20 protein-coding genes are annotated in these 21,571 nt (G+C 58.1%); 7 read left to right on the top strand and 13 right to left on the bottom strand.

Features of this window, described 5'->3' with window-relative positions:
- Positions 1 to 8: 8 nt before the first annotated feature.
- Positions 9 to 1,457 carry a tRNA uracil 4-sulfurtransferase ThiI gene (thiI, locus tag SB13_RS02420; RefSeq protein ID WP_026738819.1) on the bottom strand — a complete coding sequence of 483 codons (1,449 nt, stop codon included), beginning with the start codon at positions 1,455 to 1,457 and terminating at the stop codon, positions 9 to 11.
- Between the two features lie 236 nt (positions 1,458 to 1,693).
- On the opposite strand from thiI, the gene xseB reads away from it, so the two are divergent.
- Genes xseB through dxs form a run of 3 tightly spaced genes read left to right on the top strand, consistent with a single transcriptional unit; the run spans position 1,694 to position 4,751 of the window.
- Positions 1,694 to 1,936, top strand: a complete 243-nt coding sequence (xseB, locus tag SB13_RS02415) for an exodeoxyribonuclease VII small subunit (protein WP_026738818.1) — start codon at positions 1,694 to 1,696, stop codon at positions 1,934 to 1,936.
- A 7-nt stretch (positions 1,937 to 1,943) separates the two neighbouring features.
- Positions 1,944 to 2,855 (top strand): (2E,6E)-farnesyl diphosphate synthase, encoded by a 912-nt coding sequence (gene ispA, locus SB13_RS02410; protein WP_026738817.1) that lies wholly within the window; start codon positions 1,944 to 1,946, stop codon positions 2,853 to 2,855.
- Positions 2,856 to 2,888: 33 nt separating this feature from the next.
- Positions 2,889 to 4,751 (top strand): 1-deoxy-D-xylulose-5-phosphate synthase, encoded by a 1,863-nt coding sequence (gene dxs, locus SB13_RS02405; RefSeq protein ID WP_026738816.1) that lies wholly within the window; start codon positions 2,889 to 2,891, stop codon positions 4,749 to 4,751.
- 112 nt (positions 4,752 to 4,863) lie between these two features.
- Here the strand turns inward: dxs and pgpA are convergent, their stop codons facing one another.
- From pgpA to nrdR, 6 genes are all read right to left on the bottom strand, one after another.
- Positions 4,864 to 5,379: a phosphatidylglycerophosphatase A gene (gene pgpA, locus SB13_RS02400; RefSeq protein WP_026738815.1), complete on the bottom strand. Its 516-nt coding sequence runs from the start codon at positions 5,377 to 5,379 to the stop codon at positions 4,864 to 4,866.
- Complete coding sequence (gene thiL, locus SB13_RS02395) at positions 5,360 to 6,334, bottom strand: thiamine-phosphate kinase (RefSeq protein WP_026738814.1); 975 nt, start codon at positions 6,332 to 6,334, stop codon at positions 5,360 to 5,362. The genes pgpA and thiL overlap by 20 nt, the downstream gene beginning before the upstream one ends.
- Positions 6,335 to 6,395: 61 nt before the next feature.
- Complete coding sequence (nusB, locus tag SB13_RS02390) at positions 6,396 to 6,809, bottom strand: transcription antitermination factor NusB (RefSeq protein WP_026738813.1); 414 nt, start codon at positions 6,807 to 6,809, stop codon at positions 6,396 to 6,398.
- Between the two features lie 25 nt (positions 6,810 to 6,834).
- The gene (ribH, locus tag SB13_RS02385) at positions 6,835 to 7,311 is read right to left on the bottom strand and encodes a 6,7-dimethyl-8-ribityllumazine synthase (RefSeq protein WP_026738812.1); all 477 of its coding nucleotides are present in this window, start codon (positions 7,309 to 7,311) and stop codon (positions 6,835 to 6,837) included.
- A 119-nt stretch (positions 7,312 to 7,430) separates the two neighbouring features.
- The gene (ribD, locus tag SB13_RS02380; protein WP_026738811.1) at positions 7,431 to 8,546 is read right to left on the bottom strand and encodes a bifunctional diaminohydroxyphosphoribosylaminopyrimidine deaminase/5-amino-6-(5-phosphoribosylamino)uracil reductase RibD; all 1,116 of its coding nucleotides are present in this window, start codon (positions 8,544 to 8,546) and stop codon (positions 7,431 to 7,433) included.
- A 43-nt stretch (positions 8,547 to 8,589) separates the two neighbouring features.
- On the bottom strand, positions 8,590 to 9,039 hold the full coding sequence (gene nrdR, locus SB13_RS02375; RefSeq protein ID WP_026738810.1) for a transcriptional regulator NrdR: 450 nt from the start codon (positions 9,037 to 9,039) through the stop codon (positions 8,590 to 8,592).
- Positions 9,040 to 9,492: 453 nt separating this feature from the next.
- Between nrdR and mgtA the strand changes: the two genes are divergently transcribed.
- Together mgtA and SB13_RS02365 are read left to right on the top strand one after the other, a co-directional pair.
- Complete coding sequence (mgtA, locus tag SB13_RS02370) at positions 9,493 to 12,195, top strand: magnesium-translocating P-type ATPase (RefSeq protein ID WP_026738809.1); 2,703 nt, start codon at positions 9,493 to 9,495, stop codon at positions 12,193 to 12,195.
- A gap of 162 nt (positions 12,196 to 12,357) precedes the next feature.
- Positions 12,358 to 12,933 (top strand): DUF3251 domain-containing protein, encoded by a 576-nt coding sequence (locus SB13_RS02365; protein WP_026738808.1) that lies wholly within the window; start codon positions 12,358 to 12,360, stop codon positions 12,931 to 12,933.
- A gap of 114 nt (positions 12,934 to 13,047) precedes the next feature.
- Here the strand turns inward: SB13_RS02365 and secF are convergent, their stop codons facing one another.
- The 5 genes from secF to queA all read right to left on the bottom strand — a co-directional run bounded on the left by secF (position 13,048) and on the right by queA (position 18,628).
- Complete coding sequence (secF, locus tag SB13_RS02360; RefSeq protein ID WP_026738807.1) at positions 13,048 to 14,016, bottom strand: protein translocase subunit SecF; 969 nt, start codon at positions 14,014 to 14,016, stop codon at positions 13,048 to 13,050.
- 10 nt (positions 14,017 to 14,026) lie between these two features.
- Positions 14,027 to 15,874: a protein translocase subunit SecD gene (gene secD / locus SB13_RS02355; RefSeq protein WP_026738806.1), complete on the bottom strand. Its 1,848-nt coding sequence runs from the start codon at positions 15,872 to 15,874 to the stop codon at positions 14,027 to 14,029.
- 28 nt (positions 15,875 to 15,902) lie between these two features.
- Complete coding sequence (yajC, locus tag SB13_RS02350; RefSeq protein ID WP_026738805.1) at positions 15,903 to 16,238, bottom strand: preprotein translocase subunit YajC; 336 nt, start codon at positions 16,236 to 16,238, stop codon at positions 15,903 to 15,905.
- 93 nt (positions 16,239 to 16,331) lie between these two features.
- Positions 16,332 to 17,462: a tRNA guanosine(34) transglycosylase Tgt gene (gene tgt / locus SB13_RS02345; RefSeq protein ID WP_026738804.1), complete on the bottom strand. Its 1,131-nt coding sequence runs from the start codon at positions 17,460 to 17,462 to the stop codon at positions 16,332 to 16,334.
- 95 nt (positions 17,463 to 17,557) lie between these two features.
- Entirely contained in the window at positions 17,558 to 18,628 is a 1,071-nt protein-coding gene (gene queA, locus SB13_RS02340; protein WP_026738803.1) for a tRNA preQ1(34) S-adenosylmethionine ribosyltransferase-isomerase QueA, read from the bottom strand.
- A gap of 116 nt (positions 18,629 to 18,744) precedes the next feature.
- On the opposite strand from queA, the gene SB13_RS02335 reads away from it, so the two are divergent.
- A complete protein-coding gene (locus SB13_RS02335; protein ID WP_026738802.1) occupies positions 18,745 to 19,344 on the top strand; it encodes an acyl carrier protein phosphodiesterase in 600 nt (199 codons plus the stop codon).
- Between the two features lie 154 nt (positions 19,345 to 19,498).
- Positions 19,499 to 20,101, top strand: coding sequence for a peroxiredoxin C (locus SB13_RS02330; protein ID WP_026738801.1), 603 nt, complete (start codon positions 19,499 to 19,501; stop codon positions 20,099 to 20,101).
- A gap of 109 nt (positions 20,102 to 20,210) precedes the next feature.
- On the opposite strand, the gene proY is transcribed toward SB13_RS02330, so the two are convergent.
- Positions 20,211 to 21,569 (bottom strand): proline-specific permease ProY, encoded by a 1,359-nt coding sequence (proY, locus tag SB13_RS02325; RefSeq protein ID WP_026738800.1) that lies wholly within the window; start codon positions 21,567 to 21,569, stop codon positions 20,211 to 20,213.
- Positions 21,570 to 21,571: the final 2 nt, after the last annotated feature.

The following is a 21,571-nucleotide window of genomic DNA, read 5'->3' as shown; positions in this document are numbered from 1 at the left end:
TCGCCCAATCAGGGGCGATACACCTTCACATTATTAAAACCCTGCTCGCGCAAATAAAGCGCCTGCAGACGGCTCATCACGCCGCGTTCGCAGTAGAGCAGATAGGTTTTGCTCTGGTCCAGATCGCCGAATTGGGTCGCCAGCTTATAGAACGGCAGCGACCGGATCTCGACCTGTTCCAGCGTCAGCGGACGATCGTCCTGTTCATCCGGCGAACGGATATCCAGCAGGATGTCATTGGCGGCGAACGCGTCCACCGTTTCGACTTCCACCACTTCCTGCGTGGTCTGCTCGGCGATTTCACGAATATCCAGATTGCGCGCTTCGCTCACAACGCGATCGAGAATATCGAAGTCGAAGTGACTCTCTTCGTGCTCGATTTTTGCTTTGACCGCTTTAACCGTCGGACTCTTGGAGATCACGCCGCAATACTCCGGCATGGTCTTGGCGAAGTCTTCAGTGCCCAGCTGACGCGCCATATTGATGATGTGTTCTTTATCGTGCGAAATCAGCGGACGCAGAATCAGCGTGTCTGTCGCGTTGTCGATCATCCGCAGATTGGTGAGCGTCTGGCTGGACACCTGTCCCAACGCTTCGCCGGTCACCAGCGCCTGTACGCCATAGCGTTCGGCCACTTTCGAGGCCGCCCGAACCATCATGCGTTTCAGCACAACGCCCATCTGGCCGTCGTCGACTTTCTCAAGAATTTCGCCCACCACCGGTTCAAAATCGACGGCGACGAAGCGAACGCGATGCGAGCTGCCGAAGCGGTTCCACAAATAGTGCGCCACCTGCTTAACGCCGATTTCATGCGCGGCGCCGCCCAGATTGAAGAAGCAATAGTGCACGCGGCAACCGCGACGCATCAGCATATAGCTGGACACGCCGGAGTCGAAGCCGCCCGAAATCAGCGACAGCACATCTTCCTGCGTCCCGATCGGGTAGCCGCCAATCCCTTCGTAGCGGCCTTTAATCAGCAGCAGGCGATCCTGTTCGATTTCCAGATGCACGGTGACCTGCGGCGAGGTCAAATTGACGCGCGCGCTCTCGATGTGCTGGTTCAGGCCGCCACCCACGTAGCGTTCAACGTCCTGAGAGCTGAAGTCGTGCTTGCCGCGACGTTTGACCCGCACGCAGAAAGTTTTGCCTTCCACCTGATCGCGGTACATGGCCAGCGTTTGCTCGAAGATATTGTGCAGATCGGTATAGTCGTGCTCTTCCACTTCGAGGACGTGGTGAATCCCCGGGATACGCGTCAGGGCATCGCGTATAATGGCGCGCTGACTTTCGTCCTGAGCACGAACTTCGATATGATCCCAGTGACGGACAACCGCCAGCGTTTCATCATACTGTTTTAAAACGTTTCGGATGTTCCCTGTGAGGATTTTAATAAAGCGCAACCGCACAGATTGGCTTTTGATGGTAATTTCCGGGAACAATTTAATGATAAACTTCATGGTGGCTGTCGTTACTTGATCGTAAAGGCGTAAACAATTTTACCCTAAGGCTAAAATCACGTTATCGGTAATATCGACGTTGCTCCGGCGGTCTTACCAATAGCATCCAGGGCGCGGAGTATATCACTTAATTGCGGCATACGGCGTGTCTTAACCGCACAAATGCACCATGCGGAACGACGAGCTACAGCCCCCTTTTGCGCTCCGATACGTAGGAACAGGACCCAAAACCGACTATGCCGAAAAAAAACGAATCACCCGTGAGTTTCGAAAGTTCGCTGAGCGAGCTAGAACAGATTGTCGCCCGTCTCGAGTCGGGAGAGCTGCCGTTGGAAGAGGCGCTGCAGGCGTTTGAACAAGGGATTCAGCTGGCGCGTCAAGGCCAGTTGAAGTTGCAGCAGGCGGAACAGCGCGTGCAAATCCTGCTCAACGATGAACCCGAAGCGGCCTTGACGCCTTTTACCCCGGACAACGAGTAGTCACGCTATGACAGAATTCTTTGAGCAACTGCGTGCCCACCATCAGCGCACGGACGCCACGCTGAGTCAGTTTATCGCCGCCCTGCCATTTCAGAATACTCCGCTGGTTGACGCCATGAGCTATGGGGCATTACTGGGGGGTAAACGGCTACGTCCGTTTCTGGTCTATACGACCGGACAGCTTTTCGGCCTGACGCTGGAAAGTCTGGATGCGCCAGCGGCGGCCGTCGAGTGTATACACGCCTACTCATTGATTCACGATGACCTGCCTGCTATGGACAACGACGATCTGCGCCGCGGGCAGCCGACCTGCCACATTCGGTTCGGCGAAGCCAGCGCGATCCTCGCTGGAGACGCGCTGCAAACGCTGGCGTTTTCGATTCTGGCGGATGCGCCGATGCCGCAGGTGAGCGACCGCGATCGTCTGGCGATGGTCTCCGAGCTGGCGCAGGCCAGCGGCGTCGCGGGCATGTGCGGCGGCCAGTCGCTGGATTTGGTCGCCGAGGGGCATCAGGTCGATTTAGCCTCGCTGCAACAGATTCACAGTCACAAAACCGGAGCGCTGATCCGGGCCGCCATACGGATGGGCGCTCTGGCCGCAGGCGAAGCGGGCCGACAGGCATTGCCCTGTCTCGACCGTTACGCAGCCGCCATCGGATTAGCTTTTCAGGTACAGGATGACATTCTGGATGTCATCGGCGACAGCGCCACCACCGGCAAACGCCAGGGAGCCGATCAGCAGCTGGGTAAAAGCACCTACCCAGGGCTGTTGGGGTTGGACAAGGCGAAAGACAAGGCGCAGCGCCTCTATCAGGACTCTCTGGAAGCGCTGGACGATCTGGTCAAAGTCAGTTCCCTTACGCTGGACGTTGCGCCGCTGCGGGCGCTGGCGAGTTACATCGTTGAACGCGATAAATAATTTCAACATAAGACACCGCTTAATGAGTATCCGATGACCCTTGATATAGCGAAATACCCCACGCTGGCGCTGGTAGAAACCCCGGACGAACTGCGCCTGCTGCCCAAAGAAAGTCTGCCGAAACTGTGCGATGAGCTTCGGCAATACCTGTTGGACAGCGTCAGCCGTTCAAGCGGGCATTTTGCCTCCGGTCTCGGTACGGTAGAACTGACGGTGGCTTTGCACTACGTCTACAACACGCCGTTTGATCACGTGATCTGGGACGTGGGCCATCAGGCCTATCCGCACAAAATCCTGACCGGCCGACGCGAGCGTATTGCGACCATCCGGCAGAAAGGCGGCCTGCACCCGTTCCCCTGGCGTGAGGAAAGCGAGTTCGACGTGCTGAGCGTCGGCCACTCCTCCACCTCGATCAGCGCGGGGATCGGTATGGCGGTCGCCGCCGACCGTGAAGGATTGGGGCGGCGTACCGTATGCGTGATCGGCGACGGCGCCATCACCGCGGGGATGGCGTTTGAAGCCATGAACCATGCGGGCGATATCGACCCGGATATGCTGGTGGTGCTGAACGACAACGAGATGTCGATCTCCGAAAACGTGGGCGCCCTGAACAACCATTTGGCGCAGCTGCTGTCCGGCAAGCTGTATTCCACACTGCGCGAAGGCGGCAAAAAAGTGCTGTCCGGCATGCCCCCCATCAAAGAGCTGGTTCGCCGCACCGAAGAACATCTCAAGGCGATGGTCGTGCCCGGCACGCTGTTCGAGGAGCTCGGCTTCAACTACATCGGTCCCATCGACGGTCACGACGTCAACGTGCTGACGCAGACGCTGAAAAACATGCGTAGCCTGAAAGGGCCGCAGCTGCTGCACATCATGACCAAGAAAGGCCGTGGCTATGCGCCCGCCGAACAGGATCCTATCAGCTGGCACGCCGTGCCCAAGTTCGATCCTGCCAGCGGGATGCTTCCGAAGAGCAAGGAAGCGCTTCCGACCTACTCCAAAATCTTCGGCCAGTGGCTGACGGAAACCGCCGCGGGCGACAGTCAGCTGATGGCGATCACGCCAGCCATGCGCGAAGGATCCGGGATGGTCGAGTTCTCCCGTCAGTATCCCAAACAGTATTTCGATGTGGCGATCGCCGAACAGCATGCCGTCACTTTTGCCGCCGGACTGGCGATTGGCGGCTACAAACCGGTCGTCGCAATCTACTCCACCTTCTTGCAGCGGGCCTACGATCAGGTCATTCATGACGTCGCCATTCAAAAGCTCCCGGTGCTGTTCGCCATCGACCGCGGCGGCATTGTCGGTGCCGACGGGCCGACGCATCAGGGCGCGTTCGACCTCTCATTCCTGCGCTGTATCCCTAATATGGTGATCATGGCGCCGAGCGACGAGAACGAGTGTCGCCTCATGTTGCACACCGGCTATCACTATCAGGATGGACCGGTCGCCGTTCGCTATCCGCGCGGCAGCGGTCTGGGCGTAGAACTGACGCCGTTGGAGTCCATCGCTATCGGCAAAGGCATTATGCGCCGCGAAGGCGAAAAGCTGGCTATTCTCAACTTCGGGACGCTGCTGCCTGAAGCGCGTCAGGCGGCGGAAAAGCTGAATGCGACGCTGGTCGATATGCGTTTCGTCAAACCGCTGGACGTCGAGCTGCTGGACACGCTCGCGGCAAACCACGACGCACTGGTGACGCTGGAAGAAAATGCGGTGATGGGCGGAGCCGGCAGCGGCGTGAACGAATGGGTGATGGCGAATCGCCGCCCCGTTTCGGTTCTGAATCTGGGCCTGCCGGATCGCTTTATTTCTCAGGGGTCGCAGCAGGAAATCCGCGCCGACTTGGGACTGGATGCGGCGGGCATCGAACAACGCATTCGGGAATGGCTGGCCTGATCTCAGACTTAGCGCAGATTCCCCGCCGACATCACTGCGTCAGGTGGGGAATATCCGGAGTCTCAATCGGAAACGGCGGAGCAAAAGAACGTGTGCGCGCGGTGGCGCACGCTTACCACGGCAGAGAGTGGCCCAACAGGTAGATCAGGGCCGCCGCCACAACGCCGGCAATCACATCGTCCACAATGATCCCCATTCCGCCATGCACGTTTCGGTCGAACCAGCGAATGGGCCAGGGCTTCCAGATATCGAGGAGCCGAAACAGCACGAATCCTGTAACCACCCATCCCCAGTGCATTGACGGCACAGCCATCAGCGTAATCCACATCCCGACGAATTCGTCCCACACGATACTGCCGTGATCGTGAACGCCCATGTCTTTGGCGGTGCGCTGACACAGGTAAACGCCGATGCCGATGCTGAGCATGACCAGCAGCGAGTACAGCTGCCACGGCAACAAAATCATCAGATACCACAGCGGGATCGCCGCCAATGACCCTGCCGTTCCCGGCATCCAGGGTGAGAGTCCGCTTCCCAGCCCAGTCGCCAGAAAATGCCACGGGTTCAGCATTCGCAGGCGGCTTTTCGCCTCACGCGAGCCTTTATTTTCACTCACCAAAGTGGTCATAGCCTTTGAGATCGATGTCGACAGGTTCGTCGTGTTGGAAGAAACGCAGCCCTTCGGCTGCCGGACACATCTGTCCGATGCAGGTGTAGCGCACGCCAAGGTGGCTGAGCGCCATATCCAACGCGCCCCGATTCAGCTCGGGCACGGTGAAGCAAAGCTCATAGTCCTCTCCCCCGCCTAGCGCCCAGCGTCTGGCGCAGTCGGCATCTACCGACTGTTGCAGCGCTTCGGAGTACGGCAGCATATCCAGATTGATGTGCGCGCCGCATTGGCTGGCGGCAAGGATATGGCGGAGATCGGAAGCCAGACCGTCGGACAAGTCGATAGCGGAATGAGCCAGGCCGCGTAGCGCCTGCCCTTGCAGGATGCGCGGCTGAGGCCGCAGATGACGTTGCAGCAGGTAGCGTCGCCGTTCGTCGTCCTCGACCTGTAGGCGATCCTGCAAAATAGCCAGACCCGCAGCGCTATCGCCCAGCGTCCCCGTGACGTAGATCCAGTCGCCGACATGCGCGCCGTCGCGCCGCAAGGCACGTCCGGCGGGCACCAGCCCCTGAATCGTCATGGTAATACTCAGCGGACCGCGGGTGGTGTCTCCACCGACCAGCTGCATATCGTAGTAGTCAATCTGTTCAAACAGGCTGTCGCTATAGGCCTTCAGCCAGCCGCCGTCGATAGACGGCAACGTCAAGGCAAGGGACACCCACGCCGGATCGGCGCCCATAGCGGCAAGATCGCTGAGATTGACGGCCAAAGATTTGTAGGCCAGGTCCGCCGGATTGATGTCCGGCAGGAAATGTACGCCGGCAACCAGCGTGTCGGTACTGACCGCCAGCTGCGTTTTATCAGCCACCGTCAGCAGCGCGCAGTCGTCTCCGATGCCCAGTTCAACGTCCCGGCGCGTTGTTCTCACCCGGTCAAAATAACGGGCAATCAGATCGAATTCACCAGCAACCATATCTCGTCCAGACCGTCCCGAAGTTCAAACTTTCGGGACGGGTAATCCGGTCCCGAATAACTTATTTCTTACGCAGGTGTGGGGCCGCTTTATCCAGCACGCCGTTGACAAATTTGTGGCTGTCTTCAGCGCCGAACACTTTAGCCAGTTCGATGGCTTCGTTGATGGCCACTTTATAAGGCACATCATCACGTCGGCTCAGTTCGAAAACCGCCAGACGCAGAATCGCTTTTTCCACCTGACCCAGTTCTTCCAGCTTGCGGGACAGGTATGGCATCATCAACTCATCCATACGCTCGGCCTGCGTCGCCACCCCGGTCAACAGCTCGCGGAAATAGGTGATGTCAACGCCTTTGACATCCTGCTCGCTCAGGAATTCTAGTTCAACATCGGCAATATCATTTTTAGATAACTGCCAGGAATAAAGCGCTTGAACCGCACATTCACGGGCGCGGCGACGAGCAGCAGGTTTCACGGAAATACCCCTTACTTAATCAGGCTTACTTGATAGCGTGTAATACATTAATCATTTCAAGCGCGGTCAACGCAGCTTCTGCGCCTTTATTACCCGCTTTGGTGCCGGCGCGTTCGATAGCCTGCTCAATGCTTTCCGTCGTCAGTACGCCGAAAGCCACGGGAATGTCGCTGTTCATGGCAACCTGCGACAAACCTGAGCTGCATTCGCCAGCCACAAATTCAAAATGGGCTGTTCCACCACGGATCACCGTTCCCAGCGCCACCACGGCATCGTAACCGCCGTTTTGAGTGCTTTTGGTCAACGCGCGTACCGCTAGCGGTAGTTCGTAGGCTCCCGGCACCCAGACCACGGTGATGTTCTCTTCCTTCACCTGGCCGATGCGTTTCAGAGCGTCAACGGCGCCTTCTAACAGGCTGTCGTTGATGAAATGGTTGAAGCGGGCAATTGCAATCGCCACGCGGGCATTAGGAGTAGCAACAACACCTTCAATAACGTTCATAGCTTTCCTTTGACTGGTTTAAGTGCCCCGCAGGGGGGCGGATTCTATCATATTCTTCCGGCGTCGTGTCCGGTTTTGTCAGCCGATATTTTGTACAACGCGACGCGCGTACCGCGGCCTCAGGACTGCGGTTTAAGGGTCAGACGCAGATTGGGACCAACCTGCGCTACTTGAGCCAGCGAAAACTCCGGCGCCTGGGACAATTGGGACAATCCCGGCAAGACGCAAAGAGGACGCGCCGCCTCTCCCAGCAGCTTCGGCGCGAGATAGAGCAGCACTTCGTCCACCACGTTGGCGCGTAGCAACGCTCCCGCCAGCCGTGCGCCTGCCTCGACCCACACCGAGTTGATCTCGCGTTTGCCCAGCAGCATCATCAGCGCCACCAGATCGATCCCTTCGCCTTGCAACGGCAACGCCAACTGTTCGACAGACGACGGCCAGGCCTGCGCATCGGCCTTCTGGCGCGCCAGCCAGGTTGAGCCGGGCTGCTGGATCAGGCGATGACGAAACGTGACCCGCTCCTGACTGTCGACGACCACCCGTACGGGCTGACGTAGCTGATCCTGCGGATAGGCGCGCTGCGTATCCGGGTCAAGCTCCTCCCAGCGCACGGTCAGAGAGGGGTCATCCGCCAGCACGGTCGCGCTGCTGCTCAGGATGGCGGCACTTTCGGCGCGAAACCGCTGCACGTCCTGGCGCGCCTGCGGCGACGTGATCCACTGGCTTTCTCCGGACGCCATCGCCGTGCGGCCATCCAGAGACGCCGCCATCTTGAGCTGTACGTAGGGAAGTCCGGTGCGCATGCGTTTGAGAAAACCGCGATTGAGCTGTTCCGCTTCCGCCGCCATTACCCCGTAGCTGACATCCATGCCGGCCTGATGCAATCGCGTCAGCCCACGCCCGGCCACCTGTGGATTAGGATCCTGCATGGCGGCCACCACCCGCTTGACGCCGGCGGCGATCAGCGCATCCGCGCAGGGCGGCGTCCGCCCGTGATGGCTACAGGGTTCCAGCGTGACATAGGCCGTTGCGCCGTGCGCACGCTCACCGGCCATGCTCAGCGCGTGAACTTCCGCATGGGGACCGCCCGCTTTCTGGTGATAGCCTTCACCGACGATTTCGCCGTCGCGGGCGATGACGCAGCCTACGTTGGGATTGGGCGCGGTGGTGAAACGCCCGCGGCGCGCCAGTTCCAGCGCCCGTGCCATATAAAACTCATCCGACGGTAATGTCATTCCCAGCCTCTCTTTTCAGCGCCGACTGCGCGGCATGACGGGGTTAATCCTGTAGACGGGCGATCTCTTCCCCGAACTCTCGGATATCTTCAAAACTGCGGTAAACCGAGGCGAAACGGATGTAGGCAACCTTATCCAGCTTTTTCAGCGCATCCATCACCAGATTACCCAGCATCTTGGCGGTAACTTCTCGTTCTCCGGTGGCGCGCAGCTGCGATTTGATATGGTTAATCGCCATCTCAACGTCATCGGAGCTCACCGGCCGTTTTTCCAGCGCTTTCTGCATACCACTGCGCAGTTTGTCCTCATTGAAGGGCTCCCGCACATCGTTGCTTTTGATGATACGAGGCATCACGAGTTCCGCCACTTCGAAGGTGGTAAAACGTTCGTTGCAGACCAGACACTGACGACGTCGACGTACCTGTGCTCCCTCACTAACTAACCGGGAATCAATCACTTTGGTATCAACTGCAGAACAAAATGGGCAATGCATAACCTTTCCCGCTCCCTCCGTTTATCATGAGAATAGTTTACCCTGAATTCAGCGCCTAACCCAGCCTCCATATGGCGCGACGCGGCCATATGCGCCCTCCAGACATCGGTTTAGATTGGGTTGAGGATTGATCTGCTAAGTTGTGACTCCGCATAATGGCGCCTGCCGTTTACGGCTTTCGCCTGAGCTGAAACTCGCCTCCCGACCGCACAATCGCGTCGTACGGGATGGCATCGACCACCGGAGAAATTGAATGGAACCCGAACCTCACCCTGCGCAGGCAGGACTTCTTCGGTAAGGCAGCCCGCGCTTTTCTCGCTGCCTTACCGACCGATCAGTAAGGCAGCGACGTTCATAAATCGTCCCTGCTGTTGTTAAAAACCGATGCGCCGGTGAATGACCCCTGCGCGTCAGCACGCCGCGACGTCACTCCGTCGTGGCGGAGGGACTGTTATGCTATTTACACGCCTCACCCGGCAATGGCTCGCCCAAATTAGCCGCCATCTGCCTTCTCGTTTGTTTCATCGCTCACCCATGCCGGACGGCCAGGCGAATGCGATTCCGGAGCGTCTCGCCCGTCAGTGTCATCACTACGCCTGGCAAAGTGAAGAAGCGCTCTATCAGGCTTTTGACAGCCACCCCGAAGGGCTGATGCCCAATGAAGTCCGGCAGGCACGACTGACCTACGGTGAAAATCAGATCCCCGGCGAACAGGCCGCGCCCTGGTGGCTGCATTTGTGGCGCTGCTATCGCAACCCTTTCAATCTGTTGCTGACGCTGCTGGCGCTAATTTCCTACGCAACGGAAGATCTGACCGCGGCACTGGTAATTGGGCTGATGGTGCTGATTTCGACGCTATTGCACTTTATTCAGGAAGCCCGTTCAGGAAAAGCCGCGGATACGCTGAAGGCGATGGTCAGCAATACCGCCACCGTACTGCGATGCGATGACCAGACCGGACGCAGCGAGTATCAGGAAATCCCGATGGATCAGTTGGTGCCGGGCGACATCGTCAAGCTGGCGGCCGGCGACATGATCCCGGCCGATCTGCGCGTGTTGCAGGCGCGCGATCTGTTTATCAGTCAGGCATCGCTGACCGGTGAGTCGCTGCCCGTCGAAAAAGTCGCGCAAAGTCGCTTGGCGAAAAACGCCCCGGCGCTGGAAAGCGACACGCTGTGCTTCATGGGCACCAACGTGATCAGCGGTACGGCGCAGGCGATAGTTATTGGCACCGGCGCCAACACCTGGTTCGGCCAGTTGGCGGACCGAGTGACGAATCAGCCCGAGCAGGAAAACGCCTTTCAGCAGGGCATCAGCCGCGTCAGCTGGCTGCTGATCCGCTTTATGATGGTGATGACGCCCATCGTGCTGGTCATCAACGGCTACACCAAAGGCGACTGGTGGGAAGCGGCGCTGTTCGCGCTGTCGGTCGCCGTCGGCCTGACGCCGGAAATGCTGCCCATGATCGTCACCTCAACGCTGGCGAAAGGCGCGGTAAAACTCTCTCGTCAGAAAGTGATCGTCAAACGTCTGGACGCCATTCAGAACTTCGGCGCGATGAATATTTTGTGCACCGATAAGACCGGCACGCTGACGCAGGATCGCATTGCGCTGGAAAGTCATACCGATGCGTTCGGGCGCTGCAGCCAAAAGGTGCTACGTCTGGCGTGGTTGAACAGCGCGCATCAAACCGGGCTGCGCAATCTGCTCGATCAGGCCGTACTGGAAGGCATTTCCGATAAAGAGCAGCACGACGTCCTCTCCCGCTGGCGCAAGGTGGATGAGATCCCCTTCGACTTCGAACGCCGCCGGATGTCGGTCGTCGTCGCCGAAAACGACCGGGAGCATTGGCTGATTTGTAAAGGCGCGCTGGAAGAAATGCTGAGCGTGTGTTCTTCCATACGCATCGGCGAAGAAACCATGATGCTGGATGAGGATCGGTTGCTGCGGATCCGCCACCTCACCGACGATTGGAATCGCCAGGGCCTGCGCGTGGNGGCCGTCGCCAGCAAGGGGGTCGACGCCGAGCCGCGGGATTATTCCCGCGTCGATGAGTCGGACCTGATTCTGGAAGGCTATATCGCCTTCCTCGATCCGCCGAAAGAGAGCACCGCGCCTGCGTTAAAAGCGCTGAACAACAGTGGGATCGCGGTCAAAATCCTGACCGGGGACAGTGAACTCGTGGCCGCCAAGGTCTGTCGCGATGTCGGCATCGACTGTTCGCAGACGCTGCTCGGCAGCCGTCTCGACGAAATGACCGATGAGGAACTATCGACTCAGGCTGAGACCACCACGCTGTTCGCGCGACTGACGCCGATGCACAAAGAGCGGATTGTGCGTCTGCTGCGGGCGCAGGGCCATGTCGTGGGCTTCATGGGCGACGGCATTAACGATGCCCCTGCCCTGCGGGCGGCGGACATTGGCATCTCCGTCGACTCCGCAGTGGATATCGCCCGGGAAGCCGCCGATATCATCCTGCTGGAAAAAAGCCTGATGGTGCTGGAGCAAGGGGTTATCGAAGGGCGTAGAACCTTCGTCAACATGCTGAAATACATCAAGATGACCGCCAGCTCGAACTTCGGCAACGTGTTCAGCGTTCTGATCGCCAGCGCGTTTCTCCCGTTCCTGCCCATGCTGCCGCTGCATCTGCTGATCCAGAACCTGATGTACGATATTTCACAGATCGCCATTCCGTTCGATAACGTGGACGATGAGCAGATTCGCCGTCCGCAGCGCTGGAATGCTGGAGATATTGGTCGTTTCATGGTGTTCTTTGGGCCGATCAGCTCTATTTTCGACGTGGCGACGTTCGCCCTGATGTGGTGGGTATTCCAGGCCAACACGCCGGAAATGCAGACGCTGTTCCAGTCCGGCTGGTTTATTGAAGGGCTGCTGTCGCAGACGCTGATCGTGCATATGATTCGTACCCGTAAAATTCCGTTTCTCCAGAGCCGTCCGTCATGGCCATTGGCAATGATGACGCTGCTGATTATGGCGACGGGGATCGCGCTGGTATTTTCACCGCTGGCCGGGTTCCTGGAACTGCAGCCGCTGCCTCTGAGCTATTTCCCATGGCTCATCGCCATTCTTTGCGGCTACATGATGCTGACGCAGGCGATGAAAGGCTTCTTCGCTCGCCGCTACGGCTGGCAATAAGCGACCCTCTCAACCGCTGCGCCCCGTCCCGCGGGCGCAGCCTTCTTCTCTCTTCCCCCGTTTTTGTGCCACATCCGCTATTATCTGTCGCAGAACACTTAACCGGCGACGGCGCTTCCCTGCCTTCAGGAGGTACGCGCCGTTCCTCAAGGAGACTCTTTCATGACCGTCCGCTTCCGTCTGTTGACCTTGCTGCCGCCCCTGATCGCGCTGGCAGGCTGCGCCCATCAGCAACAGCTGCCCCAGGTGCAGCAAGAGATTAGTCAGTTGAACCAGCGCTTGCAGACGCTGGCTGAACAGGCCGTGGCGCTCGAGCGCCAGAACACCCTCAACGCACACTCCAACGCAGGCGTTTACTTGCTGCCGGCAGCAAAAAATTATGCACTGGTGGACAGCGCGATAGGCCGACTCAGCGTCTCTCTCAGCCATGTGTCACAGGAAGCCAGCGGGACGTATGCCCAGTTGCATATCCGATTGCTCGACGGTGGAACACTGCCTAATTTCCGCGCCCATCTGGACTGGGGCGAGCTGGATGCGTCGGGTAAGCCGCTCACAGAGGGCGCGCAGACCCAATCCTTCGCGGTGACGCAAACGCTGCTCCCTAAATGGGAGGCCGCGATCGCGCTGCGCCTGACCGGCCTATCCCCCGAACAGCTGGGTTTTATTCGCCTGTATGATATCGAGAAGGTCGCCGCCCCTGCGCCACAGACGGACCACATTTCTCCGCCCGCGCGCTGACGAGCCGCGCCGGTAAGCGGGCATCGTTCCCCCCGCATTTCGGCCGCCCGCCGTGGCGTAAGCCAAAAAAAACCCGCCGTAGCAGGCGGGTTTTTTGCGGTTCGAAAGAGGACGTTACGGTAACAGCGACGGCTGGTCCGCGCCTTCTTTCTCGACTTTCTGCTGAATCATGTGCTCGCGCTTCATACCCAGCTTCAGCGCCAGTGCGGACGCGACGTAAATCGAAGACACCGTACCGATGGAGACGCCAATCAGCATCGCCAGCGAGAAGCCCGACAGCATCGCACCACCGAAGATATACAGCATCAGCACCACCACCAACGTGGTGGCGGACGTCATGATGGTACGGCTCAGCGTCTGCGTCAGCGACACGTTCATGATCTCATACGGCGTACCGCGGCGGATCTTACGGAAGTTCTCACGAATACGGTCGGAGACCACGATGCTGTCGTTCAGCGAGTAGCCGATGACCGACATCAGCGAGGCCACAATCGTCAGATCGATCTCGATCTGAAACAGCGACAGCACGCCCAGCGTGATGATGACGTCATGCGCCAGCGCGATAACCGCGCCCAGCGCCAACCGCCATTCGAAACGGAAGCCAACGTAGATCAGGATGCAGATCAGCGCCGCCAGCAGCGCCATGCCGCCCGCCTGCGCCAGATCGTTACCGACGCTCGGTCCAACGAACTCGATACGTTTGACTTCGCCGTGCTGGGAGGTGCTCTGGTTAATCACGTTCAACACCTGATTGCCCAGTTCCTGCCCGGAGTTGCCGACGTTCGGCGACATGCGCACCATCACGTCACGGCTGCTGCCGAAGTTCTGAACCAGCGGATCGGCAAAGCCGGCTTTCTCCAGCGCCTGACGCATTTCGTCCAGATCGCCCGGTTTTTCCAGGTGAATTTCAATCNCCGTACCACCGGTGAAATCCAGTCCCCAGTTGAAGCCGCGGGCGCCAATCAGCACCAGCGAAATCACCAGCAGAATCCCCGAGATCAGGAACGCCAGATTGTCCCAGCGCATAAAGTCGATGACTTTACGGCCGTAGTTGAGTTGCTCAACAGTATATTCCTGTGCCACAACGCACTCCTCAGATAGACAGCTTGTTAATGCGTTTACCGCCGTAAAGCAGGTTTACGATGGCACGGGTACCGACAATCGCCGTAAACATCGAGGTTGCAACCCCGATCGTCGTGGTGATGGCAAAGCCTTTGATCGAGCCGGTACCGACCGCATACAGGATCACGGCAGTGATCAGGGTCGTCACGTTAGCATCCACGATACTGGAGAACGCGCCTTTGTAACCCTCATGAATCGCCTGTTGCACCGTTCGACCGTTTTTCAGCTCTTCCTTGATACGTTCGTTTATCAACACGTTCGCATCAACCGCCACCGCCAGCGTCAGCACGATACCGGCAATCCCCGGCATGGTCAGCGTCGCGCCGGGCAGCAGGGACATAATCCCGACAATCAGCACCAGGTTAGCGATAAGCGCCGTGGTCGCGATAATCCCGAATTTGCGGTAGTAGACCACCATGAACACGATGGACGCGATCAACCCCCACAGGCAGGCTTCCAGCCCCTGAGTGATGTTCTGCATCCCCAGCGTCGGGCCAATAGTCCGCTCTTCGACGATCTGAATCGGCGCAATCAACGCACCGGCGCGCAGCAGCAGCGACAGCTGACGAGCTTCGTTCGGATTGTTAATACCGGTGATACGGAAGCTGTTACCCAGGCGAGACTGAATAGTCGCGACGTTGATGACCTCTTCCTGTTTCTCCAGGATTGAACGGCCGTTGGCGTCTTTCTTACCGCTGTCCTTATATTCCACGAACAGCGTCGCCATCAGCTTGCCGATGTTGTCCTTGGTGAAGTTGGACATGATATTGCCGCCGGCGCTGTCCAGAGAGATGTTGACCTGAGGACGGTTATATTCGTCGGAGCTGGACGTGGAATCGGTGATGTGGTCGCCGGTCAGGATTACGCGCTTGTACAGTACGACAGGACCGCCTTCGCGCATCTGTTTCACTTCCGAGTCACCCGGGACGCGGCCGCTGGCTGCCGCCGTGGAGTCCGCGTTAGCGTTGACCAGACGGAACTCCAACGTCGCCGTCGCGCCCAAAATTTCTTTCGCGCGCGCCGTGTCCTGAATACCCGGCAGCTCGACGACGATACGGTCGGCGCCCTGACGCTGAACTAACGGCTCCGCGACGCCCAGCTGGTTCACACGGTTACGCAGAATGTTGATGTTCTGCTGTACCGCATACTCGCGGGCTTCGCTCAATCGCGCATCGCTCATGACCGCACGCAGCGTCGCGTCGCCATTGGCGTTAATGACCAGGTCGCGGTGGCGGGACGTCAGGTAGCTGACGCCTTGATCGCGAGTCTGACCGTCGCGGAAGCGAATTTCGACGCCGTAGTTATCACTCTTGCGGACGGACGCGTAAGGAATGTTTTTCTCGCGCAGGTCGCTGCGCAGGGAGTCCATGGTTTGCTCCTGCAGCTTGCCCAGCGCGGTATCCATATCCACTTCCATCAGGAAGTGCACGCCGCCGCGCAGGTCAAGCCCCAGCTTCATGGGTTCAGCGCCGAGCACTCTCAGCCACTGCGGGGTCGCGGGAGCCAGGTTGAGCGCAACGACGAACTTGTCGCCCAGCTCGCCGAGCAGCGCTTCACGAGCGCGGAGCTGTACGTCAGGGTTGGAGAAACGAGCCAGTATCGCGCCGTTTTCGAGCGCAATCGACTTGCTGGAAAGATTCTGTTCTTTTAAGACATTTTGGACCTGGACCAGCGTAGATTCACTGGCGGCGACACCGCGCGCGCCAGTGATCTGAATCGCCGGATCCTCACCATATAGGTTAGGAAGCGCATACAGCAGACCGATAAGAACAGCCACGATCAGCATGATGTACTTCCACAAAGGATAACGGTTTAACACGGTAGTTCCCTTTGGGAAGAAGCAAAAATTACAGGGCTTTCATAGTACCCTTCGGCAGCACGGAGGCGACGAAATCACGTTTGATCACGACTTCGTTGTTTTCGTTCAGTTCGATGGCGATGTAGCCATTCTCGGAGACTTTAGTCACACGACCTACCAGGCCGCCGTTGGTCAGCACTTCATCCCCTTTGCTGATGGAATCCATCAACTTTTTGTGTTCCTTGGCGCGCTTTTGCTGAGGACGCAGGATCATGAAGTAGAAAATCAGACCGAACACAACCAGCATGATGATCAGAGAGTAAGGGCTTCCCTGCGCCGGAGCCCCCGCTGTTGCTGCAACGGCATCGGAAATGAAAAGACTCATGTAAGTTTCCTCTTTATAAAAACGAAAAAGTGATCAAACCAAAAAACGTCAAGGGAGCGACGTCCGCCGCCGCCCTCATACTGCTTATACGACTTATGCTGCGTCGATCGCCGGCGGAACCGGCTTACCAAGACGCTGGTAAAAGGCGGTGACAAAGTCATCCAATTTACCGTCCTCGATAGCCTGACGTAAACCTGCCATCAGCCGCTGATAATAGCGCAAATTATGGATGGTATTGAGACGCGCGCCGAGTATTTCGTTACAGCGATCAAGATGATGCAGATAAGCACGGCTGTAATGGCGGCATGTATAGCAATCACATTCGGCATCCAGCGGCGCGGTATCATCCTTATGCTTGGCGTTGCGAATTTTCACCACGCCGTCGGTCACAAACAGGTGACCATTGCGGGCATTGCGGGTCGGCATCACACAGTCGAACATATCTACGCCGCGTCGCACGCCTTCCACCAAGTCTTCCGGCTTCCCAACGCCCATCAGGTAACGGGGTTTGTCTTCCGGAAGCTGAGGGCAGACGTGTTCCAGAATGCGATGCATATCCGCTTTCGGCTCACCGACCGCCAGGCCGCCCACAGCGTACCCATCAAAACCAATGTCTACCAGCCCTTTTACCGACACATCTCGTAAATCTTCGTAAACGCTGCCCTGTACGATGCCGAACAATGCATTGCCGTTACCCAGCTCGTCGAAGCGCTGACGACAACGCTTCGCCCAGCGCAGCGACATTTCCATTGAGCGTTTGGCGTAATCCCAGTCGGCGGGATACGGCGTACATTCGTCGAAGATCATCACGACATCCGATCCCAGGTCATGCTGAATTTCCATCGATTTTTCCGGGCTGAGGAAGATCGAATCCCCGTTGATCGGGTTACGGAAATGAACGCCTTCTTCGGTGATCTTGCGGATATCGCCCAGGCTAAATACCTGGAAGCCGCCGGAGTCAGTCAGTATCGGCCCCTGCCAGTGCATGAAGTCGTGCAGGTCGCCGTGCAGCTTCATGATCTCCTGCCCCGGCCGCAACCACAGGTGGAACGTGTTGCCCAAAATGATCTGCGCGCCCGTCTCTTTCACTTCTTCCGGCGTCATGCCTTTGACCGTGCCGTAAGTCCCCACCGGCATAAAAGCCGGGGTCTCTACCACGCCACGCTCAAACACCAGTCGTCCGCGGCGGGCACGACCATCCGTCGTATACAATTCGTACTTCACTTAACCTCCAGCACCAGAGAAACAGTCTGATGTCGTTGTTGATTGCCTATAAAAGTTACTGCTGCCGACGGCATTCGCCGCCGGTAATCATCGGTTTATTCGCCGACATGTTCCTGTTCCGCCTCGGGATTGCGCGTGATAAACATCGCATCGCCGTAGCTGAAAAAGCGTAGCTGCTCCGCCACAGCCTGGCGATAGGCGTTCATGGTGTGACGGTAGCCTGCGAAAGCGGAGACCAGCATGATCAAGGTGGACTCCGGCAGGTGGAAATTGGTGACCAGCGCATCGATGACGCGGTAGTGATAGCCGGGATAAATAAAGATGCGGGTATCGCCGAAGAACGGGGCAATAATGGCATCCGAACTGGCCTGCGCGGCGCTCTCTAGTGAACGGACGGACGTTGTGCCGACGGCGATTACCCGGTTGCCACGGGCTTTACACGCCAGCACGGCATCCACAACGTCCTGCGGGACTTCCGCATACTCGGCGTGCATAACGTGATCTTCGATGCTGTCGACCCGCACCGGCTGGAAAGTCCCCGCGCCCACATGCAGGGTGACAAAGGCCATTTCAATCCCTTTGTCGCGCAACGCGGCCAGCAGCGGCTCGTCGAAGTGCAGACCGGCGGTCGGCGCCGCCACCGCGCCGGGACGCTGGCTGTAGACAGTTTGATACAGTTCCCGGTCGGCATCCTCATCAGGACGGTCGATATAGGGCGGCAGCGGAATATGGCCGATGTCGTTGAGAATAGTCAGGACGTCGCGCGGATCGTCGAAACGAATTTCGAACAGCGCGTCCTGACGGGACAGCATCGTGGCCGCCACGCTTTCATCCTCGCCCAGCACCAGCTCAGCGCCCGGCTTAGGCGCCTTCGAGGCGCGGACATGCGCGAGCACGCGATGCTCGTCCAGTACCCGCTCCACCAGGACTTCCAGCTTACCGCCGCTCGCTTTGCGTCCGAACAGGCGAGCTGGGATCACGCGTGTATTGTTGAAAACCAGCAGGTCGCCGGGCTCCAGCTTATCCAACAAATCGCTAAAGATGCCCAGTGAGGTCTTGCCGCTCGGCCCATCCAGCGATAACAGACGGCACCCGCTACGCTGCGCCTGGGGATAATGAGCGATGAGGGACTCAGGGAGTTCAAACGAAAAATCGGCAACACGCATGACTATTCACTTAGCTATCTGACAGAGGGAAAAAGAGGCGGCCTAGTCTAGAGCCGGGAACGACCGGCTGCAAGAAATAAGCGGTCTGCAAGAGGAATTGCACTTATACTGCCGGGATGAATTTTCTCGCCCATCTCCATCTAGCCGCGCTGGCCGATAGCTCCCTGCTGGGAAACCTGATGGCTGACTTTGTGCGCGGCAACCCCGACGGCGTTTTTCCCGATGAGATCGTCGCCGGTATTCGGCTGCATCGCCGAATCGACAGCCTGACGGACAGCCTGCCGGAAGTCCGTGCCGCGTGCCGCTATTTCAGCCCTGATTATCGCCGCGTCGCGCCGATTACGCTCGACGTGCTGTGGGACCATTTTCTGGCTCTGCATTGGTCGAGACTGGCCCCTCACGTTACATTGGCGCAGTTCGTCGCCGACGCCCGCCGGGAAATAGAGCCTCATCTGCCGCACACCCCTGAGCGTTTCCGCAATCTGAACAACTATCTGTGGACCGAACGTTGGCTAGAGCGCTATGCCGAGCTGCCTTTTATCGGCGAAGTCCTGTACCGCATGGCGCAACGTCGCCCTCGACTGGCGGCGCTGGCGGGCTCTTTCGAGGATATTGAGCGCCACTATCATCAGCTTGAAGTCCTATTCTGGCAATTTTATCCCGTCATGATGGAGAGCGCCAAAAGCGGACAACTGTCATCGTCTGCCCCGCGTTAACAGGACGGATTCGTAAACTAATACCAATTGATGCAATAGGCAGAACCTATCTCATTGATTGGCCGACCATCCCTTTATTCACCCTGGCGAAATACCTATACTCGACAGGGTTTATATCCCTCCGCTTTACTCATTTAACACCACGGGAGTTATTATGGTTCTGGTCACTCGTCCCGCCCCCGATTTCACTGCCGCCGCCGTTTTAGGCAGCGGAGAGATCGTTGAAAATTTCAACCTAAAAGAGCACATCAACGGTAAACCGGCCGTCATCTTCTTCTGGCCGATGGATTTCACCTTCGTGTGCCCGTCAGAGCTGATCGCCTTCGACCATCGTTACGAAGAGTTCCAGAAGCGCGGCGTTGAAGTCGTCGGCGTCTCCTTCGACTCCGAGTTCGTTCACAACGCCTGGCGTAACACCCCTATCGATAAAGGCGGCATTGGCGAAGTGAAATACGCGATGGTGGCAGACATCAAACGCGAAATTCAGAAAGCCTACGGCATCGAACACCCGGATGCGGGCGTCGCACTGCGCGGCTCTTTCCTGATCGACCAAAATGGCATCGTGCGCCATCAGGTCGTCAACGATCTGCCGCTGGGCCGTAACGTTGACGAGATGCTGCGTATGGTTGATGCCCTGCAGTTCCATGAAGAGCACGGAGAAGTTTGTCCGGCGCAGTGGGTGAAGGGAGAAGAAGGCATGGGCGCGTCTCCAGACGGCGTCGCCAAATACCTGTCTCAGAACGCCAACAAGCTGTAATTCAACGGCCTGTAACGTCAAAACCCCGCGGTGATGGCCGCGGGGTTTTTTATTGACTGAGATTCAAGCCGGACCGAGCAACACGGTCACGTCATCCGGCCTGCGGTCATCAGGCGGCTTTACGTCGCAGGAAGACGAAGTAACCCGCCAGCAACAGCGCAATCCACAGGCAACCGGCATACAGCGAGATACGCGTATCCGGGAAGTAGCCGATAAGGCCGATGATAAATGCCAGGAAAACAATCCCTACCGCGGACGTTACCGCACCGCCCGGCACCGGGAACGCCAGCGCTTTAGCCTGTTCGCGGGTGAGCTTGCGGCGGAAGGCGATTTGGGAACACAGGATCATAATCCATACCCAGACCGTCGCGAAGGTCGCCAGCGACGCAATCACCAGGAATACTTTTTCGGGCATGATGTAGTTCAGATACACCGCCGCCAGCAGCGCCACCATCATCACCACGACCGTCACCCAAGGAATGCCGCCACGAGACAGGCGCATGAAAACTTTCGGCGCATGACCTTGTTCAGCCATGCCGTGCAGCATCCGCCCTACCCCGAACACATCGCTGTTAATCGCCGACAGCGACGCGGTGATCACGACGAAATTCAAAATACCGGCCGCGGCATTGATTCCCATGTGCTGGAAGGTCATCACGAACGGACTGCCGCTGGTACCCACCTGATTCCACGGATAGATGGACATGATGACGAACAGCGTCCCGACGTAGAACACCAGAATGCGCCAGGGGACCGAGTTGATGGCGCGTGGAATGGACTTACGCGGATCCTGCGCTTCACCGGCGGTAATACCGATAATTTCCACGCCGCCGTAGGCGAACATCACCATCTGCAGCGACAGTATCATCCCCATCACCCCATTACTGAAGAAGCCGCCGTTGGTCCAGAGGTTATGGATGCCGGTCGGTTCGCCGCCGTTGCCAATCCCCCAGATAATGATGCCGATACCCGCGGCTATCATCAGAATGATGGTCGCGACCTTGAAGAAGGACAGCCAGAACTCCAGCTCGCCGAACACTTTCACGTTCATCAGGTTTATCGCCCCGATGATCAGCACGACGCTCAGCACCCACACCCAGTGCGGCACCGCCGGGAACCAGACGCCCATATAGATGCCGAACGCCGTGACGTCGGCAATCGCCACGATCAGCATTTCAAAGCAGTAGGTCCATCCGGTGATGTAGCCAGCCATCGGGCCGAGATAGTCGCGAGCATAGCGGGAAAAGGAGCTGGCCTGAGGATCGTTGACCGACATCTCTCCCAGCGCACGCATGATGATATACGCCGCCACGCCGCCGATGAGATAAGCCAGCAGCACGCTGGGGCCCGCCATCTGGATGGCGCTGGCGGAACCATAAAACAGACCGGTTCCTATCGCCGAACCTAAGGCGATAAAACGGATATGCCGCGCGCTTAAGCCACGCTTGAGCTTGGACTCTTGTTCCATAT

This window comes from Lonsdalea quercina subsp. quercina, assembly GCF_000688695.1.
GTDB lineage: Bacteria > Pseudomonadota > Gammaproteobacteria > Enterobacterales > Enterobacteriaceae > Lonsdalea > Lonsdalea quercina_D.
Note: the sequence above shows the minus strand (reverse complement) of the source record. Positions and strands in the feature narration are given on the sequence as shown.

What these genes read in the sequence shown, in the direction of transcription:
- SB13_RS02335 (WP_026738802.1), top strand. Translation starts at nt 18,745, where the DNA reads ATGAATTTTCTCGCCCATCTCCATCTAGCCGCGCTGGCCGATAGCTCC.
- pgpA (WP_026738815.1), bottom strand. Translation starts at nt 5,379, where the DNA reads ATGACCACTTTGGTGAGTGAAAATAAAGGCTCGCGTGAGGCGAAAAGC.
- proY (WP_026738800.1), bottom strand. Translation starts at nt 21,569, where the DNA reads ATGGAACAAGAGTCCAAGCTCAAGCGTGGCTTAAGCGCGCGGCATATC.
- thiI (WP_026738819.1), bottom strand. Translation starts at nt 1,457, where the DNA reads ATGAAGTTTATCATTAAATTGTTCCCGGAAATTACCATCAAAAGCCAA.
- SB13_RS02365 (WP_026738808.1), top strand. Translation starts at nt 12,358, where the DNA reads ATGACCGTCCGCTTCCGTCTGTTGACCTTGCTGCCGCCCCTGATCGCG.
- thiL (WP_026738814.1), bottom strand. Translation starts at nt 6,334, where the DNA reads ATGGTTGCTGGTGAATTCGATCTGATTGCCCGTTATTTTGACCGGGTG.
- SB13_RS02330 (WP_026738801.1), top strand. Translation starts at nt 19,499, where the DNA reads ATGGTTCTGGTCACTCGTCCCGCCCCCGATTTCACTGCCGCCGCCGTT.
- ispA (WP_026738817.1), top strand. Translation starts at nt 1,944, where the DNA reads ATGACAGAATTCTTTGAGCAACTGCGTGCCCACCATCAGCGCACGGAC.
- ribH (WP_026738812.1), bottom strand. Translation starts at nt 7,311, where the DNA reads ATGAACGTTATTGAAGGTGTTGTTGCTACTCCTAATGCCCGCGTGGCG.
- ribD (WP_026738811.1), bottom strand. Translation starts at nt 8,546, where the DNA reads ATGACATTACCGTCGGATGAGTTTTATATGGCACGGGCGCTGGAACTG.
- nrdR (WP_026738810.1), bottom strand. Translation starts at nt 9,039, where the DNA reads ATGCATTGCCCATTTTGTTCTGCAGTTGATACCAAAGTGATTGATTCC.
- dxs (WP_026738816.1), top strand. Translation starts at nt 2,889, where the DNA reads ATGACCCTTGATATAGCGAAATACCCCACGCTGGCGCTGGTAGAAACC.
- yajC (WP_026738805.1), bottom strand. Translation starts at nt 16,238, where the DNA reads ATGAGTCTTTTCATTTCCGATGCCGTTGCAGCAACAGCGGGGGCTCCG.
- queA (WP_026738803.1), bottom strand. Translation starts at nt 18,628, where the DNA reads ATGCGTGTTGCCGATTTTTCGTTTGAACTCCCTGAGTCCCTCATCGCT.
- xseB (WP_026738818.1), top strand. Translation starts at nt 1,694, where the DNA reads ATGCCGAAAAAAAACGAATCACCCGTGAGTTTCGAAAGTTCGCTGAGC.